The organism is Bartonella sp. AP280QHHD (genome assembly GCF_042196125.1).
In the GTDB taxonomy this organism is placed as follows: domain Bacteria; phylum Pseudomonadota; class Alphaproteobacteria; order Rhizobiales; family Rhizobiaceae; genus Bartonella.
Genome location: NZ_JBHIPQ010000056.1, coordinates 91,304 through 106,318, shown reverse-complemented (window position 1 = coordinate 106,318; position 15,015 = coordinate 91,304). Strand labels below are relative to the sequence as shown.

General features: G+C 38.6%; 14 protein-coding genes. 4 read left to right on the top strand and 10 right to left on the bottom strand.

Translation table 11 applies throughout. The features are described from left to right. Nucleotide 1: 1 nt before the first annotated feature. Nucleotides 2-2,575 carry a type I DNA topoisomerase gene (gene topA, locus ACFIMK_RS09245; RefSeq protein ID WP_375611939.1) on the bottom strand — a complete coding sequence of 858 codons (2,574 nt, stop codon included), beginning with the start codon at nucleotides 2,573-2,575 and terminating at the stop codon, nucleotides 2-4. Nucleotides 2,576-2,839: 264 nt separating this feature from the next. On the opposite strand from topA, the gene ACFIMK_RS09240 reads away from it, so the two are divergent. Next, the gene (locus ACFIMK_RS09240) at nucleotides 2,840-3,046 is read left to right on the top strand and encodes a hypothetical protein (protein WP_005773510.1); all 207 of its coding nucleotides are present in this window, start codon (nucleotides 2,840-2,842) and stop codon (nucleotides 3,044-3,046) included. On the opposite strand, the gene dprA is transcribed toward ACFIMK_RS09240, so the two are convergent. From dprA to ACFIMK_RS09220, 4 genes are read right to left on the bottom strand one after another with little or no spacing between them, the layout of a single operon-like run. After that, nucleotides 2,976-4,208 carry a DNA-processing protein DprA gene (dprA, locus tag ACFIMK_RS09235; protein WP_375650374.1) on the bottom strand — a complete coding sequence of 411 codons (1,233 nt, stop codon included), beginning with the start codon at nucleotides 4,206-4,208 and terminating at the stop codon, nucleotides 2,976-2,978. The two genes, ACFIMK_RS09240 and dprA, sit on opposite strands and share 71 nt — an antisense overlap. Then, nucleotides 4,165-4,797 (bottom strand): glycerol-3-phosphate 1-O-acyltransferase PlsY, encoded by a 633-nt coding sequence (gene plsY / locus ACFIMK_RS09230; protein WP_375611937.1) that lies wholly within the window; start codon nucleotides 4,795-4,797, stop codon nucleotides 4,165-4,167. The genes dprA and plsY overlap by 44 nt, the downstream gene beginning before the upstream one ends. A gap of 11 nt (nucleotides 4,798-4,808) precedes the next feature. Then, complete coding sequence (locus ACFIMK_RS09225) at nucleotides 4,809-6,110, bottom strand: dihydroorotase (protein ID WP_375668373.1); 1,302 nt, start codon at nucleotides 6,108-6,110, stop codon at nucleotides 4,809-4,811. Further along, nucleotides 6,107-7,072: an aspartate carbamoyltransferase catalytic subunit gene (locus tag ACFIMK_RS09220; RefSeq protein ID WP_375611935.1), complete on the bottom strand. Its 966-nt coding sequence runs from the start codon at nucleotides 7,070-7,072 to the stop codon at nucleotides 6,107-6,109. The genes ACFIMK_RS09225 and ACFIMK_RS09220 overlap by 4 nt, the downstream gene beginning before the upstream one ends. Before the next feature lie 125 nt (nucleotides 7,073-7,197). On the opposite strand from ACFIMK_RS09220, the gene ACFIMK_RS09215 reads away from it, so the two are divergent. Beyond that, nucleotides 7,198-8,817, top strand: coding sequence for an acyl-CoA dehydrogenase family protein (locus ACFIMK_RS09215; RefSeq protein ID WP_375682941.1), 1,620 nt, complete (start codon nucleotides 7,198-7,200; stop codon nucleotides 8,815-8,817). Here the strand turns inward: ACFIMK_RS09215 and ruvX are convergent. After that, the gene (gene ruvX, locus ACFIMK_RS09210; protein WP_375611932.1) at nucleotides 8,802-9,281 is read right to left on the bottom strand and encodes a Holliday junction resolvase RuvX; all 480 of its coding nucleotides are present in this window, start codon (nucleotides 9,279-9,281) and stop codon (nucleotides 8,802-8,804) included. The two genes, ACFIMK_RS09215 and ruvX, sit on opposite strands and share 16 nt — an antisense overlap. Before the next feature lie 148 nt (nucleotides 9,282-9,429). Here ruvX and gatC point away from each other — a divergent pair, with 148 nt between their 5' ends. After that, nucleotides 9,430-9,717 carry an Asp-tRNA(Asn)/Glu-tRNA(Gln) amidotransferase subunit GatC gene (gene gatC / locus ACFIMK_RS09205; protein WP_375606898.1) on the top strand — a complete coding sequence of 96 codons (288 nt, stop codon included), beginning with the start codon at nucleotides 9,430-9,432 and terminating at the stop codon, nucleotides 9,715-9,717. A gap of 31 nt (nucleotides 9,718-9,748) precedes the next feature. Continuing rightward, nucleotides 9,749-11,233 (top strand): Asp-tRNA(Asn)/Glu-tRNA(Gln) amidotransferase subunit GatA, encoded by a 1,485-nt coding sequence (gene gatA, locus ACFIMK_RS09200; RefSeq protein WP_375611931.1) that lies wholly within the window; start codon nucleotides 9,749-9,751, stop codon nucleotides 11,231-11,233. Between the two features lie 95 nt (nucleotides 11,234-11,328). On the opposite strand, the gene ACFIMK_RS09195 is transcribed toward gatA, so the two are convergent. Genes ACFIMK_RS09195 through ACFIMK_RS09180 form a run of 4 tightly spaced genes read right to left on the bottom strand, consistent with a single transcriptional unit; the run spans nucleotide 11,329 to nucleotide 14,939 of the window. Then, nucleotides 11,329-12,039 (bottom strand): ABC transporter ATP-binding protein, encoded by a 711-nt coding sequence (locus tag ACFIMK_RS09195; RefSeq protein ID WP_273791026.1) that lies wholly within the window; start codon nucleotides 12,037-12,039, stop codon nucleotides 11,329-11,331. Next, complete coding sequence (locus ACFIMK_RS09190) at nucleotides 12,026-12,808, bottom strand: ABC transporter ATP-binding protein (RefSeq protein ID WP_375611930.1); 783 nt, start codon at nucleotides 12,806-12,808, stop codon at nucleotides 12,026-12,028. The genes ACFIMK_RS09195 and ACFIMK_RS09190 overlap by 14 nt, the downstream gene beginning before the upstream one ends. Continuing rightward, entirely contained in the window at nucleotides 12,805-13,863 is a 1,059-nt protein-coding gene (locus tag ACFIMK_RS09185; protein ID WP_375611929.1) for a branched-chain amino acid ABC transporter permease, read from the bottom strand. Before ACFIMK_RS09185 ends, ACFIMK_RS09190 begins: the two co-directional genes overlap by 4 nt. Continuing rightward, nucleotides 13,863-14,939: a branched-chain amino acid ABC transporter permease gene (locus ACFIMK_RS09180; RefSeq protein ID WP_375611928.1), complete on the bottom strand. Its 1,077-nt coding sequence runs from the start codon at nucleotides 14,937-14,939 to the stop codon at nucleotides 13,863-13,865. Before ACFIMK_RS09180 ends, ACFIMK_RS09185 begins: the two co-directional genes overlap by 1 nt. Nucleotides 14,940-15,015 lie beyond the last annotated feature (76 nt).

The following is a 15,015-nucleotide window of genomic DNA, read 5'->3' as shown; positions in this document are numbered from 1 at the left end:
TTTATGTCTCTTTTATTTTTGCTTTTGTTTTAGAAGAAGCTCTTTTTGAAGTTGTTTTTTTACTCGATGCTTTAGCCGATATAAGTTCTAGTGCCTCTGGAAGTGTTACACTAATGGGATCTTTATCTTTTGGCAATGTTGCATTAATTTTACCCCAATTGACATAAGGACCATAACGCCCGTTGCGCACGGTAATGGTTCCTCCTTCGGGATGCTCTCCTAATGTTGCCAATGCTTCAGGTGTTGTTCTGCTTTGCCTGGTTTTGTTTTCTTGTTGTTCTGCTAATACTGTAACAGCGCGATTGATACCAATATCAAAAACTTCATCTGCATGAAGAAGGCGCGCAGATTTTCCATTATGGCTAAGATAGGGACCATATCGTCCAATCGTAGCCGTGATTGTTTTTCCGGTTTCAGGATGAATGCCAATTTCACGGGGAAGGGATAGTAAAGCCAAGGCTTTATCAAGGGTTACATTTTCTGCCTGCCATTCTTTTGGTAATCCTGCACGCTTAACTTCTTTGCTTTCACCAAGTTGAATATAGGGACCAAACCGGCCATTACGAAGAGAGATCTCTTTTCCTGTTTCAGGGTCAATACCAAGTATAACAGGTTCATCATTGCGTACAGCTTCATTCTCTTCTCCAGTATCTGTACCAAGTTGGTGTGTGTATTTACATTCGGGATAATTGGAACAGCCAACAAAAGCACCATAACGCCCAAGTTTTAATGATAATTGACCATTTTTACAAAGAGGACAGGAACGCACATCACTTCCATCTTCGCGTTCAGGAAAGGCGAGAGGTGCTAATGTTACATTTAAAGCATCAAGAACATTGGTTATACGGAGTTCTTGGATATTGCTAATAGATGCATTAAATCCATCCCAAAAATCTCGCAATACGTCTTTCCAAGAAAGTTTGCCATCAGAGATAAGATCCAGCTTTTCTTCAAGATCTGCTGTGAAACCATATTCTACATAGCGATTAAAAAAATTTTCAAGAAAGGCTGTAACAATACGTCCCTTGGCATCGGGAATAAGCTTTCGTTTATCAATGACAATATATCCACGGTCACACAATGTCGCTAATGTGGATGCATAAGTTGAAGGACGACCAATTCCTAACTCCTCAAGCTTTTTAATTAATGAAGCTTCAGAATAACGAGAAGGGGGCTCTGTGGTATGTTGTACAGATTCAACTTTTTCTTTTGTAAGTGCTTCACCAGTGTTTATTTGTGGTAAACGTGTTGTTTCATTTTCTTCATTATTTTCTTCGTCTCGTTGATCCGTGTAGACGGAAATAAAGCCATCAAAACGAACAACAGATCCTGTTGCCCGTAGATTTGCACGCTCTTCTCCTTGCTGTGCTTCAATTTCAACGGTTGTACGTTCAATGTCAGCAGAGCGCATTTGGCTGGCAATGGCACGCTTCCATATCAGATCATAGAGCTTTGCTTGATCGCTATCGAGAAAATTACGGACTTGACTAGGATTGCGTTGAAAATCTGTTGGGCGGATCGCTTCATGTGCTTCCTGTGCATTTTTTGCCTTTGTTGAATAAAAACGTGGCTTTTCAGGAATATAGTCTTTTCCGAAAGTTTCATGAATAACTTTTCGTGCTGAATCAATAGCCTCTGGTGCTATCTGCACACCATCGGTACGCATATAAGTAATAAGCCCTGCCGTTTCACCATTAATTTCAATGCCTTCATAAAGCTTTTGGGCAATTTGCATAGTGCGAGAAGCTGAAAAACCTAGTTTTGAAGAAGCTGCTTGTTGTAGTGTAGAGGTCGTAAATGGAGGAAAAGGATTTCTCTTTGTAGGTTTTGCTTCAACACTGAGTGTATGATATTGCGCTTTCTCCAGCATAAAGCGAATTTGGTCTGCTTGTTCTTGAGATTGAATATCAAGCTTGCCTATTTTTCTTTGATTAAACATTGTCAATCTTGCTTGGAAACTATCATTTCGGATGGTTTTTAACTGTGTTGTAATGGACCAATAATCTTCTTTGATAAAATGTTCTATTTCTGATTCACGATCACAAATAATACGCAAAGCAACCGATTGAACGCGTCCTGCTGAACGCGCACCAGGGAGTTTACGCCATAAAACAGGTGAAAGTGTAAAACCAACGAGATAATCGAGAGCACGACGTGCAAGATAAGCATCGACAAGGGATGTATCAATATCACGTGGATTATTCATAGCATCAAGCACAGACTTTTTGGTGATGGCATTGAAGACAACTCTTTTAATAGGTTTATCTTTTAAAACTTTTTTTTGACGAAGAACATCCAGAATATGCCATGAAATAGCTTCCCCTTCACGATCAGGGTCTGTTGCTAATATAAGGCTATCAGCTTCTTTAACGGCTTTTGCTATTTCATTTAAACGTTTAGCGGCAGCAGAATCTATATCCCATTTCATAGAAAAATCTTGATCCGGTAAAACAGAACCATCTTTTGCAGGCAAATCACGAACATGTCCAAATGATGCGACAACTTTGTATTGAGACCCAAGATATTTATTAATTGTTTTTGCTTTTGCTGGAGATTCAACGATAACGATATTCATAATTTTACCCAAATATTGAAATAAAAATTTTTTTATAAACGCCTTTTACGCGAATAGCTAATGCCAATTGCTTAAGAGCACATAAAAAAATATTAGCCATATAAAAAACATGAATATTGTACAACTTATGATTGTCATTATTAGAGTACACCCTATATAGAATTACACGATTTATTTTCCACTGTTATTACAAAAACATACGGCGAAATACTAAGATAACGTCTATTGAGAGGTAGGAGGGGAAATGCTCAAGGATAGAGGATTATGTTTATAAATCATTTAAAAGTTATCCAATATATTACAGACATGTCAAAGCAAATGAATCAGATGGCGCGTCAGGCGCACAGTCCGCTTTTAGCATTGCTTTTGGATATGGTTGCCAAAGAAGGGCAAAGCATTATTAATAGTGCTGAGGCTCTTGGGGAAGATCAAGATTCGACAATGACACACAACCACCAGAGTGTCGAATAAGCTTTCCAGCAAGCTCGAGTTCTACCAACAAGAGGTAGAGAGTTGGGAGTGAAATACCTGAGTGGATACTGAGTGTGTCTAAGTCGATTGGCGTTGTTGAAAGAGCGGAGAGAACTGCTGCACGTGCTGCATCATCATCTGCTAAAGAGAGATCGCTGTTTTTTTCATCTGCTAAATTAAAATTCTCCTTTTCAAGTTGTAAGGAGGATGGTTCCTCAAAAAAATTGAGTTGCGAATTTGGAAGCGGTGAAATTAATGGCGTAAGTGTTTCTATAATGTCAGAAGGATGTGTGGTGAGTAGAGCACCGTCTTTGATAAGATTGTTTGTACCAACAGATCTTGGATCAAGTGGAGAACCGGGAATGGCAAAAATTAGCCGTCCCATTTCAGCTGCTTGACGTGCGGTAATTAAGGACCCTGAGCGCAGGGCTGCCTCTACAACCAAGAGACCAAGTGATAGAGCTGCAATAATACGGTTTCTTCTTGGAAAATCGATAGCACGCGGCTTCCAAGAAATGGGCATTTCGCTGATGATGGCTCCACCGTTGGCAATAATATCTTCATGCAACTTTTTATTTTCAGGAGGATAGATATGATCAATTCCTCCCGCCATGACTGCAACAGTTCCTGTTTTTAAACTTGCTTGATGCGCAACGCTATCAATTCCACGAGCGAGCCCAGAAATTGTTACAAAGTCTGCTTCTCCGAGAAAACGCGCAAATTGAGCTGTAAGCTTTTTTCCCGCAGCTGAAGCATTTCGAGAACCTATAATTCCAATAGAAGTTTTTTGAAAAATTGAAACATTACCTTTGATAGCAATAAGCGGCGGAGGGGCTTCTGTAACCTTAAGAAAAGCTGGATAATCTGGTTCTCCCATACCGATAAACCGGACACCTAATCTTTCAGCTTCTTGCATTTCTTTTTCTGCATCTTCTAAGCTTGCTATTTTAATAGATACAGAACCACCCCCTTTTCTACTAAGCTCTGGCAGTGCTGCCAGAGCATTTTCTGCTGTTTTATAATGATCAATGAGATTGCGAAAACTAACAGCTCCAATATTTTCACTGCGCAATAACCGTAACCAGCTTAGACGTTGATGATCAGTAAGCAGGATTCCTTTATTTATCTCCGTGTTGCGTACCAATCTTACTTTCTTCCCCAATTAATAATCTACCGATATTTGCAGAATGTTTTATAAACACAAATACGCTCATCACAATCAGCATACAATAGAAATAAGAAGCGGAAAAATAAAAAACAAATATCGGTGTGATCGTAACAGCAATAAGCGCAGATAATGAAGAATAACGCATGAGGAGAAAAATCGCACTCCATACAATAATAAAAATAATTGCTGCAGGCCAATAGATTCCTAAGCAGACTCCTAGATAGGTAGCAACACCTTTGCCACCTTTAAATTTAAGCCATACGGGGAAAAGATGTCCTAAGAAAACAAAAAAGCCTGCTAGAGAAACAAGGATACTATTGTCTAGCGGATCACTAAAAAACTTTATAACGAAAACAACGATAGTTCCTTTCAACATATCACAAAGAAGTGTTAGAGCAGCAAGCTTTTTATTTCCTGTTCGTAAAACATTTGTTGCTCCAATATTGCCGGAACCGATTGTTCTTATATCACCAATTTTGAACAATTTCGTAAAAAGAAGCCCAAATGGAATCGAGCCAATGAGATAAGATACGAGGAAAATAAACCATGGAGTGGACTGAAAAAATATTTCTGCTTCATTCATTAAGAATCTCATTAAGTTTGTTGATCAAGTTTAAAAACGTTTTTCCCTTTCACAAAAGTCTGGATCACGCGTCCTTGAAAACGTGCATTCTCAAAAGGGGTATTTTTTGAACGTGAATAGAGCTTCTCTTTCGAAACAACCCATGGTTCTTCAAGATCAACCACAATAAGGTCTGCATGAGCCCCTTTTTTGAGTGTTCCTGCATTGAGTCCAAAGAGCTTTGCAGGCGCCGTTGACAAAAGTTCCGTTATCCGTAGAAGAGATAGGCTCTCATTATGATAAAGACGTAAGGCTGCGCTCAATAAGGTCTCCATACCAATAGCGCCAATTGCCGCGTCATTAAATGGTAAATGTTTTGTGTCGATACTCTGAGGATCATGAGAAGAGACAATAACATCTATAATCCCATCCTTTATTGCTTCAATCATTGCTACACGGTCTTCTTCTGTACGCAATGGGGGCATTAAGCGAAAAGAAGTGCGATATTGTCCAATGTCATTTTCATTGAAAGATAAATGATTAATAGATACACCCGCTGAAATTTTCTCACTGCGTTTTTTACCTAAACGAAGTGCATCAGCAGAGAGTGCTGTCGATATTTGAGCGGCATGATAGCGTGTTTGCGTTAATGCTGCTAAACGTAGATCTCTTTCAAGTGGGATAACTTCTGCTTCGCGAGGGATGCCAGAAAGACCAAGCCAACTGGCAAGCAGTCCTTCATTCATCACACCTTGCCCTGTAAGATCTTTATCTTGCGTTTCATGCATCAATGGAACATCAAAATCGCGTGCATAAGTCATTGCACGCCGCATAACAGATGAATTTTGAAGTGTTTTTTTTCCTTCACTAAAGGCAACGGCTCCAGCATCTTTGAGCAAACCAAATTCGGTTATTTCTTGTCCGTTGAAACCTTGTGTGATTGAAGCAACGGGATAAATATTGACCAATGAGATTTCCTGTGCTGTATGCGTAATAAATTTAACGAGTGCTACATTATCAATAACTGGATGCGTGTTTGGCATCATAAGAAAGGAAGTAATACCACCTGCTGCGGCCGCGTAACTTGCTGATGTAATTGTTTCACAATGTTCATTCCCTAATTCTTCAACAAAAACGCGCGCATCAACAAGTCCAGGGAGAATTGCTTTGTTTTGTGCGTTAATAACTTCTGCTTCTTCAGGGAATCCCTGATTCAGAGCTTCTTTTCCAGCGGCTATAATTCGTCCATTTTCAACAATAACTGTACCAATTTCATCGATTACGCGCGAAGGATCAATAATACGAGCATTTTGAAAAACAACTGGTTTTATCATTTTTTTTCTCCACTGATCTTTGCGCGTGAATCTAATAAAGCCTCCATGACAGCCATACGCACTGCAATTCCCATTTCTATTTGTGTATGAATCATACTTTGTGGTCCATCTGCTATGTCGGATGCAATCTCTACACCACGGTTTAATGGGCCAGGATGCAGAATAATAGAATCATTTTTGGCATAGGCTAAATTTTCTTTATGTAAGCCAAAATAATGGAAATATTCACGCGTAGAGGGAATAAAAGAGCCTGTCATCCGTTCATGCTGTAAGCGCAACATCATGATAACGTCAGCATTTTTAAGACCTTCTTTCATCGTGTTAAAAACCTCAACACTCATATGAGCGATTTCTGCGGGTAAGAGTGTTGAGGGAGCAACAGCACGAACACGAGCACCCAAAGCATTGAGACACAGGATATTGGAACGGGCAACACGTGAGTGTAAGATATCTCCGCAAATCGCAACAGTTAATCCTTCAATACGACCTTTTGCCCTTTTAATGGTTAGAGCATCTAATAAAGCTTGGGTTGGATGTTCATGAGCACCATCACCTGCATTAATAACACAACAATCAACTTTTTGCGCTAATAAAGCTGCCGCTCCTGCACTGTTATGGCGAAAAACCAGTATATCTGGCTTCATCGCATTGAGAGTTGTAGCAGTATCAAGTAATGTTTCTCCCTTTTTTACAGATGAGTTGCCGATCGCAAGACTCATCACGTGTGCACCTAGCCTTTTACCCGCTAATTCAAAAGAAGATTGTGTTCGCGTAGAGGCTTCAAAAAAGAGATTAATTTGAGTCCGTCCATGCAAAGTAGATTTTATTTTATCAATTTTGTTAGAAAGGATAATATTTGCTTCTGCACGATCAAGCAATGTATTAAGATCTTGTACACTCAGATCTTTAATAGCTAAAAGATGTTGATGAGGGAAAAGTGGGAAAAAATTATCTTGCATCATAGCATTCTTCTTTATCTCTCTCTAAACAGGTTAAACAAGCATTTGTTTGAATATGATAAATGTTTCTTAACTCTAAAAAGACAAATAGTCTATGATATGAATGATTTGAATGTAGGAATATACCTATGAGTGCTGTATCTGCGCAAAATACTCGTCGAAAAAATACATTTCTTAGCGATACGCTTATGTTTCGTATTGCTTCTACTTTGCCTAAGTTTTTGTTAGCAAGTTTTGAAGAAATAGGGGATTTTGCCGCGAGTCGAGAAGCATGGAAACTTTCTTGCTTAGCGAATCATTATAAGCCTTTACTATGCTATAATGATGAATGGGGGCAACCAACAGAAAGATTAGAGATCCATTCTTCCTATCAAGCTCTTCAACAATATTCTAGACAAGCAGGTTTGGTTACCTCGCTTTGGGAAAATACGAGCTCAGAAAATGGAGTACGCTATCAAGCGCGTGCGATTCGTTTAGCTTTATCTGCTGGTTTAGAAACAGGACATTTGAATGAAGTTATCATAACGAGTGCAGCTATTGCTGTTTTAATTAGTGATATTGAGCTCTTCAAAAAATGGCAAAATGTACTTTTATCACGCCAATATGATTCCTCATCAAAGCCTATTCATCATAAAAAGGCTGCTTCTCTAACTTGTGCATTTGACGATATTGAAAAATACGCTTTCAATTTTCCAAGTGTTAAGAAAATTTCTTTCGATGAAAGTATGGAACGTGATCTATATCATTTAAATGTTGTAAAAACCAACGTTATTAATCCTACCGCTGACGGATATCTTGTTAGTGCAGATTTAGATGGTCATTTAAGTTGTTTTTTTATTCCACGCATACAAGAAAATGGCGCATTAAATGGATCTATATCGATTCGTCATTTAATTCAGCGATCTGGAGAACTTTTAACACCAGAGGGGGTTGTCGACTTCCAAGGCAGTTATGGCTGGCTTTTGGGAAATGCTGGAGAAGGGCTTAAAGTTATTAAAGATATCGAGACGATGATGCGTTTCGATCAATCTGTCATATCGGCAGGTGTTTTACGAGCGGCTCTTCAATTTGGTATGGATTTTTTCCGGAAAAAAATACCCAATCAGCCTTTACCTCCACTGACAGAACGTATTTTTGCAGATATTGCATTAGATATAGCTGCCTCACAAGCATTGGTTTTGCGTTTAGCGAGAGCATTTGACAATGCAGCAAATGACCGTTCTGAAGCAGCTTTTGCCCGCATTATGACACCTATTATTGCTTATCATGTAAGTCAATTGGTTGTGCCTATTATTGGTGAAATTATTGCACAACTTGGTATTGAAAGTTTTATAGAGAATAATCCATTATCACAAATGTTGCATAATGGGCCTGCGCGAATTGTGAGAAATAGTTCTGCTAATCAATTGGTAAAGGATGCAATTCTTATTGCTGAAAAAGCACCGGGATTGTTTCAGAAATTGTTGGAAAAAATTGCTCTTGATATTGGACCAGCGGGACCCCGAGCAATTGAAATTATTAAGTCAGCAGGTGATATGGCATCAGCAAATGAAGGTGCAGGAAGATTTTTTGTTGAACAAGTAGCCTATGCAGCAGCAGCAGCAGCATTACGTTCTACAGACATAGAACATGTTGCGAATGCCTATATGGAAAGCCGCCTTGGGGGACAATGGAGATCTTCTTACGGGATGCTCATTGCACGATATAATGCAGGGCATTTGCTCAATGTCCTCTATCCTTCCATATGATGAAAGTTTTGAATTCTATTGAGAGCACCTTGCAATATAAAAGCGGCGGCTGCCGAATCAATACGGCTTGCTCTTTTAGCGCGCGATACATTCATTTCTAAAAGAGACCGTTCCGCAGCAATTGTTGATAAACGTTCGTCCCAAAAAACAAATGGAATTTTTGTATAAGCTTTCATATTGCTCACAAAAGCTCTGGTTGCTTGAACACGAGAGCCACTGCTTCCATTCATGTTAAGAGGTAAGCCAATGATAATAACGCCTACATTTTCACGGTCAAAAATTTTAATAAGTGTGTAAGCATCTTCTGTAAATTTTTTTCGCTGTAGTACAGGACGCGGATTTGAGACAGTCAGCCCCATATCAGAAATCGCAATTCCGATAGTTTTTGTCCCTAAATCTAAGCCTGCTATTGTTTGTCTAGGCAAAAGATGTTTTATAACTTCATCTATATTAATAACAGTCATAAAGGTATAATACGTTTTTTAATGTTTCAGATCTATAGTTATATTCTTTATTCATGTTATCTAATATTCTTGCACTTACAAGTGCACCCTTGTATAGCCAGAATAAAGATCAAATAAATAAACAAAAAAGCAGAAAGGCGTAAAGAGTATGTCTGTTGATCAAGAGACAGTCAAGCGGATAGCACATTTAGCAAGGATTGCCCTCCACGATGATGAGATAGAACCTGTGACAAAAAAATTCAATGCTATTTTAGGTTTTGTAGAGCAATTGAATGAAGTTGATGTCAGTGGGGTTGAGCCATTAACATCTGTGATGCCGATGACTCTACGAATGCGTGAAGATAGTGTTACAGATGGCGATAAAGCAGCAGATATTGTAGCCAATGCCCCTGTTACAGAAGAAAATTTTTTTCTTGTCTCAAAAATTGTTGAGTAACTTTTTATATTTTTGAAATTTGAGAACCAATATGACTGATTTAACAACTCTCACAATTGCGCAAGCTCGTGATGCTCTAACAAAGAAAAATCTCAAAGCAACAGAATTAACGGAAGCTTATTTACAAGCAATAGAGTTGGCGAATCCAACTTTGAATGCTTATGTAACAATAACAGCAGAACAGGCAATGAAAATGGCTGCTGAATCAGACAGTCGCTTAGCGAAAGGGCAGGGAGGGCTTTTGGAAGGAATTCCCTTGGGGATTAAAGATCTTTTTGCAACCTATGGTGTTCATACTCAAGCCTGTTCAAATATCCTTGATGGTTTTAAACCGCACTATGAATCAACTGTCACGGCTAATTTATGGCAAGATGGTGCTGTGATGTTAGGAAAACTTAATATGGATGAGTTTGCTATGGGCTCATCCAACGAAACATCATATTATGGTCCCGTTATTAGTCCATGGAGAAAAAAAGGCTCAAATGAAAAACTCGTACCCGGTGGTTCTTCGGGAGGATCCGCAGCCGCTGTTGCTGCACAAATTTGTGCTGGTGCAACTGCAACCGATACAGGTGGCTCAATACGTCAACCAGCAGCTTTTACTGGAACTGTGGGAATAAAGCCAACTTATGGACGTTGTTCGCGATGGGGCGTTGTCGCGTTTGCTTCATCTCTTGATCAAGCTGGACCTGTTGCTAGAGATGTTCGTGATTGTGCTATCTTACTCAGATCAATGGCCTCTTTTGATGAAAAAGATTCTACTTCCGTCAATTTACCAGTTCCTGATTATGAAAGTTATCTTGGTCAATCAATCAAAGGAATGAAAATCGGTATTCCAAAAGAATATCATGTGGATGGAATGTCTCCAGAAATTATTGAGCTTTGGCAAAAAGGAATAAATTGGTTAAAAGAAGCAGGTGCTGAGATTAAAGATATTTCTTTGCCCCATACAAAATATGCTCTACCTTCTTATTACATTATAGCTCCTGCAGAAGCCTCTTCTAATTTAGCGCGTTATGATGGTGTGCGTTTTGGTTTGCGCATGCCTGGGAAAGACATCATTGAGATGTATGAAAATACGCGTTCTGTTGGTTTTGGTGATGAAGTCAAACGGCGCATTCTGGTTGGGACTTATGTTCTTTCATCAGGTTATTATGATGCCTGTTATTTAAGAGCTCAAAAAGTAAGAACACTCGTAAAACGTGATTTTGATCAATGTTTTGCTTCAGGCATTGATGCTATTTTGACACCAGCAACACCAACATCTGCTTTTGGTATTGCTGATGAAAAAATAAAAAATGATGCTGTAGCAATGTATCTTAATGATATTTTTACTGTACCAGTTAATATGGCTGGATTACCAGGAATTTCTGTTCCTGCTGGTCTGTCATCAAATGGTTTACCTCTAGGATTGCAATTGATTGGTAAACCTTTTTCTGAAGAAGTCATTTTTCAGATAGCGCACATTATTGAACAAGAAGCAGGAATATTCAGTGCAGAAAAATGGTGGATGTAATAGTCAAAATTCACAAAAGAGCATTTCTCATCCTTAATGAGAAATGCTCTTTTAAATGGTGGAGGGAATGAGCTCTATTTCCTTAATTCGTAGTCTTACCCACCAAGATAGGCTTCTTTAACACGCGAATCAGAGAGCATAGTTTTTCCTTCACCGTGAAATAAAATATGTCCTACCTCTAAAATATAAGCATAGTCAGCTATGGAAAGTGCAGCAAATGCATTTTGTTCAATAAGAAGAACAGTTTTCCCCATATCATTAATTTTTCGAATAATCGAAAAAATTTCTCGAACGAGAAGTGGTGCTAACCCCAACGAGGGTTCATCTAATATGACCATATCAGGATTGCTCATGAGTGCACGGCCCACAGCAACCATCTGTTGTTCACCACCTGACATTGTTCCTCCCAACTGTTTTGCTCTTTCACGTAGGCGCGGAAAAAGGTCAAATATCCATTCAATATCACGGGAAATTCCCTGCTTATCGTGACGAATATAAGCGCCTAGATGAAGATTCTCTAAAACAGTGAGATGGGGCATGATACGTCGTCCTTCAGGGCTTAAAGCAATCCCTAATCGCAAAATCTCTTCTGGTGATTTTTTAATAATAGATTTGCCATTATAGGTAATTTCTCCATAAACAGAGCGATTAAGCCCTGTAATAGAACGTACAATACTGCTTTTTCCTGCACCATTGGCTCCAATTAAAGTGACAATACTGCCCCGCTTTATGGACATAGAAAGATTTTGGACAGCTTTAATGGCGCCATAATGAACGTAAAGATTTTTTATTTTAAGAATATCCATAAACATCTCCGCCAAGATAAGCTTCAATAACTTTAGGGTTATTACGAATTTCATCTGGTGTACCACTGGCAATGCAACAGCCATATTCCATAACCAAAATATGTTGGCAAAGCCCCATAACCACTTTCATATCGTGCTCAATAAGAAGAATTGTAAGATCAAAGTCTTTTTGCACTTTTGCTATGAATTTTCTAAGATCTTCACTTTCTTGTGGATTCATGCCAGCAACAGGTTCATCAAGAAGAAGCAATTTGGGCTTTGTGGCTAACGCACGTGCAATTTCTAGACGTCGTTGCACACCATAAGGTAAAGCTGTTGCCGATTGATTGGCAAGATGATCAAGTTGTAGCTGTTCAAGGAGCTCCAAGGAATTTTTATAAACTTCCTTCTTTTCTTTTATTGCTTTTGAAAAAAAGAGAGCTGAAGAAAACCAAGGATATTTTTGTCGAACATGCGCTCCTACCATAACATTCTGCAAAACCGTTAACCCTGAGAAAAGACGAATATTTTGAAATGTTCTGGCAATATGGCTTCTACAGATAATATAAGGAGACGCTCCAGAAATTTTTTTCTCATCAAAAAGAATGATGCCGCTTGTAGGAGCATAAAATCCAGAAATCATATTGAAAACTGTTGTTTTTCCAGCACCATTGGGACCAATTAATCCAGTAATACTTCCTCGTTTAATTGCCATATTAACATTATTTACAGCAACTAATCCGCCAAAACGCATTACAATATTATTGAGTGAAAGGATATTGTCGTTCATAGCTTTCCCTCAGTATTAGAAAGCTTTTTGCGTGTCAAAAAGCTATAAATTCCATTCCATGAAAATTCTCGTTGTCCCATTAACCCTTTTCTCCAAAACAAGATAATTACCAGCAATAAAAGAGAAAAAACAACCATACGAAGCCCTGGGGTTTCTGGAATATGTATAAAACCTAAGTCAAATGGACTTTCAATGATACGAAGCCATTCAAGCATGACTGTAATAATAATGCTGCCAATAATGCTCCCTGTAATTGAACCGAGACCACCAGCAACAACAATCATTAAAATATTAAAAGTCAGAAGAAAATTAAACATTTTTGGATCAATGGTTGAAATAAGAGCCGCCATTAATGCGCCACCTATACCTGCAAAAAATGCTCCAACAGTAAAGGAAAAACTACGGTAGAAAAAAGCATTAATTCCCATAGTTTTCGCAGCTATTTCATCATCACGGATAGCACGTAATACGTTACCAGTATTGCTTTGCAGTAAGAGGACAATAAAGAGAACTGTAAATGCTAGCCAACCATAGTTCCACCATAATGTTGCATTTTGAGGTATTCCTTTGATTCCCAAAGAGCCATTTGTGAGCGATGTTGCGTTCGTAATGACAATGCGAATAATTTCCGCAAAACCTAATGTTGCAATTCCAAGATAATCGCCACCAAGACGCAATATTGGTAAAGCAATTAATAAACCTACAACAGCAGCACACAAACCACTTACGACAACAGCGATAAAAAAAGGTAACTGCAAATGATATAATGGTTCAGCAATAGGATCAAGAATCCACATCATTTCTTTTTGTTCAGGGGAAAGAAGTAAAATTGCGCAAACATAAGCACCAATAGCCATAAATCCAGCATGTCCAAGAGAAAACATACCTGTGAAACCGTAAATCAAATTAAGCGAAATTGCCAATATCGCATTAATAGCAATCAGATTGATGATACGAAGCGTATAGTCATTAAAATGGCTATCAGCATAAAATAAAAAACCTATGAGAACTAAAACACTTATACACGATAAAACAGTTGTCGCTGACTTTGCCATTAGATTTTCTCCTGATTTCTTTTACCCATTAATCCTGTGGGCAATATCAATAGAATCAGAATCAATAAAATGAAAGCGAAGGCATCTCGATATCCAGATAGCGCGGGGAAAAATGCGATAATCATAATTTCAATAAACCCTAATAACAATCCTCCCAACATTGCTCCTGGTATCGAACCAATACCTCCGATAACAGCAGCAATAAATGCTTTGAGACCAGGAAGAACACCCATATAAGGCTGAATTTGAGGATAACGTAAAGACCACATAATGCCTGCTATGGCGGCAAGAGCTGAGCCTATTCCAAATGTAAACGCAATAACTTTATTGACAGACACACCCATCAAACGTGTTGTTTCAATATCATGGGAGATTGCGCGCATAGCAAGACCCGGTTTTGTTTTATGGATAATCCATAATAGTAATAAAATAAGAATTAATGACACAAAGGGAACGATCAGAGACATGGGAGCAATTCTGATGATACCATCTGCTCCTGATCCTAGATGCCATAAAAATGGTGTTACAAGAAAGTCTGGCTGTTGTACACCTTTCGGAACACCACTAAAGAGTACAGTAGCAAGATTTTCAATAAAAAAAGAAACACCAATTGCACCGATAAGTGCCGAAATACGCGGAGCATGGCGTAGAGGTTTATAAGCAAATTGATCAACAGCAACACCCACAGCACTTGTAATAAAAATGGAAAAACAAAGAGCTAAAACCCAAATCGGTGTAAAGTCTTGCGGGGAAATTTTAAAATAATAAACAAATCCTAGCGCAAGAATTAAAAAAGCAGCAATCCAATAAATTGGAGGACGCCTTTTAAAGCCTATAAAGACCGAATAATAAACAAGAGCAGCAAGGAACAAAAGAAGAAAAGCTGCCCAAGCAGGCATAAAGCCAATTGTGGAAAAGAAAACAAAATATGCTCCCAGCATAAAGATATCACCGTGAGCAAAATTAATGAGTCTCAGTATACCGTAGACCATGGTGTAGCCAATAGCAATAAGCCCATAAAGAGATCCCAATGCCAGTGCATTAAAAAAGTACTGGATGAACATTTCAGTGCTCATCTCTCATCCTTCCACATTTGTTAATTTACATAGGACAATAAGAAATTTCTAAGTTTTTGGTTGAGAAAAAGATCCT

Coding starts and splice junctions, on each gene's coding strand:
- plsY (WP_375611937.1), bottom strand. CDS start 4,797: ATGAATGAAGCAGAAATATTTTTTCAGTCCACTCCATGGTTTATTTTC.
- gatA (WP_375611931.1), top strand. CDS start 9,749: ATGACTGATTTAACAACTCTCACAATTGCGCAAGCTCGTGATGCTCTA.
- topA (WP_375611939.1), bottom strand. CDS start 2,575: ATGAATATCGTTATCGTTGAATCTCCAGCAAAAGCAAAAACAATTAAT.
- ACFIMK_RS09225 (WP_375668373.1), bottom strand. CDS start 6,110: ATGATAAAACCAGTTGTTTTTCAAAATGCTCGTATTATTGATCCTTCG.
- ACFIMK_RS09180 (WP_375611928.1), bottom strand. CDS start 14,939: ATGAGCACTGAAATGTTCATCCAGTACTTTTTTAATGCACTGGCATTG.
- ruvX (WP_375611932.1), bottom strand. CDS start 9,281: ATGACTGTTATTAATATAGATGAAGTTATAAAACATCTTTTGCCTAGA.
- ACFIMK_RS09185 (WP_375611929.1), bottom strand. CDS start 13,863: ATGGCAAAGTCAGCGACAACTGTTTTATCGTGTATAAGTGTTTTAGTT.
- ACFIMK_RS09240 (WP_005773510.1), top strand. CDS start 2,840: ATGTTTATAAATCATTTAAAAGTTATCCAATATATTACAGACATGTCA.
- ACFIMK_RS09195 (WP_273791026.1), bottom strand. CDS start 12,039: ATGGATATTCTTAAAATAAAAAATCTTTACGTTCATTATGGCGCCATT.
- gatC (WP_375606898.1), top strand. CDS start 9,430: ATGTCTGTTGATCAAGAGACAGTCAAGCGGATAGCACATTTAGCAAGG.
- ACFIMK_RS09220 (WP_375611935.1), bottom strand. CDS start 7,072: ATGATGCAAGATAATTTTTTCCCACTTTTCCCTCATCAACATCTTTTA.
- ACFIMK_RS09215 (WP_375682941.1), top strand. CDS start 7,198: ATGAGTGCTGTATCTGCGCAAAATACTCGTCGAAAAAATACATTTCTT.
- ACFIMK_RS09190 (WP_375611930.1), bottom strand. CDS start 12,808: ATGAACGACAATATCCTTTCACTCAATAATATTGTAATGCGTTTTGGC.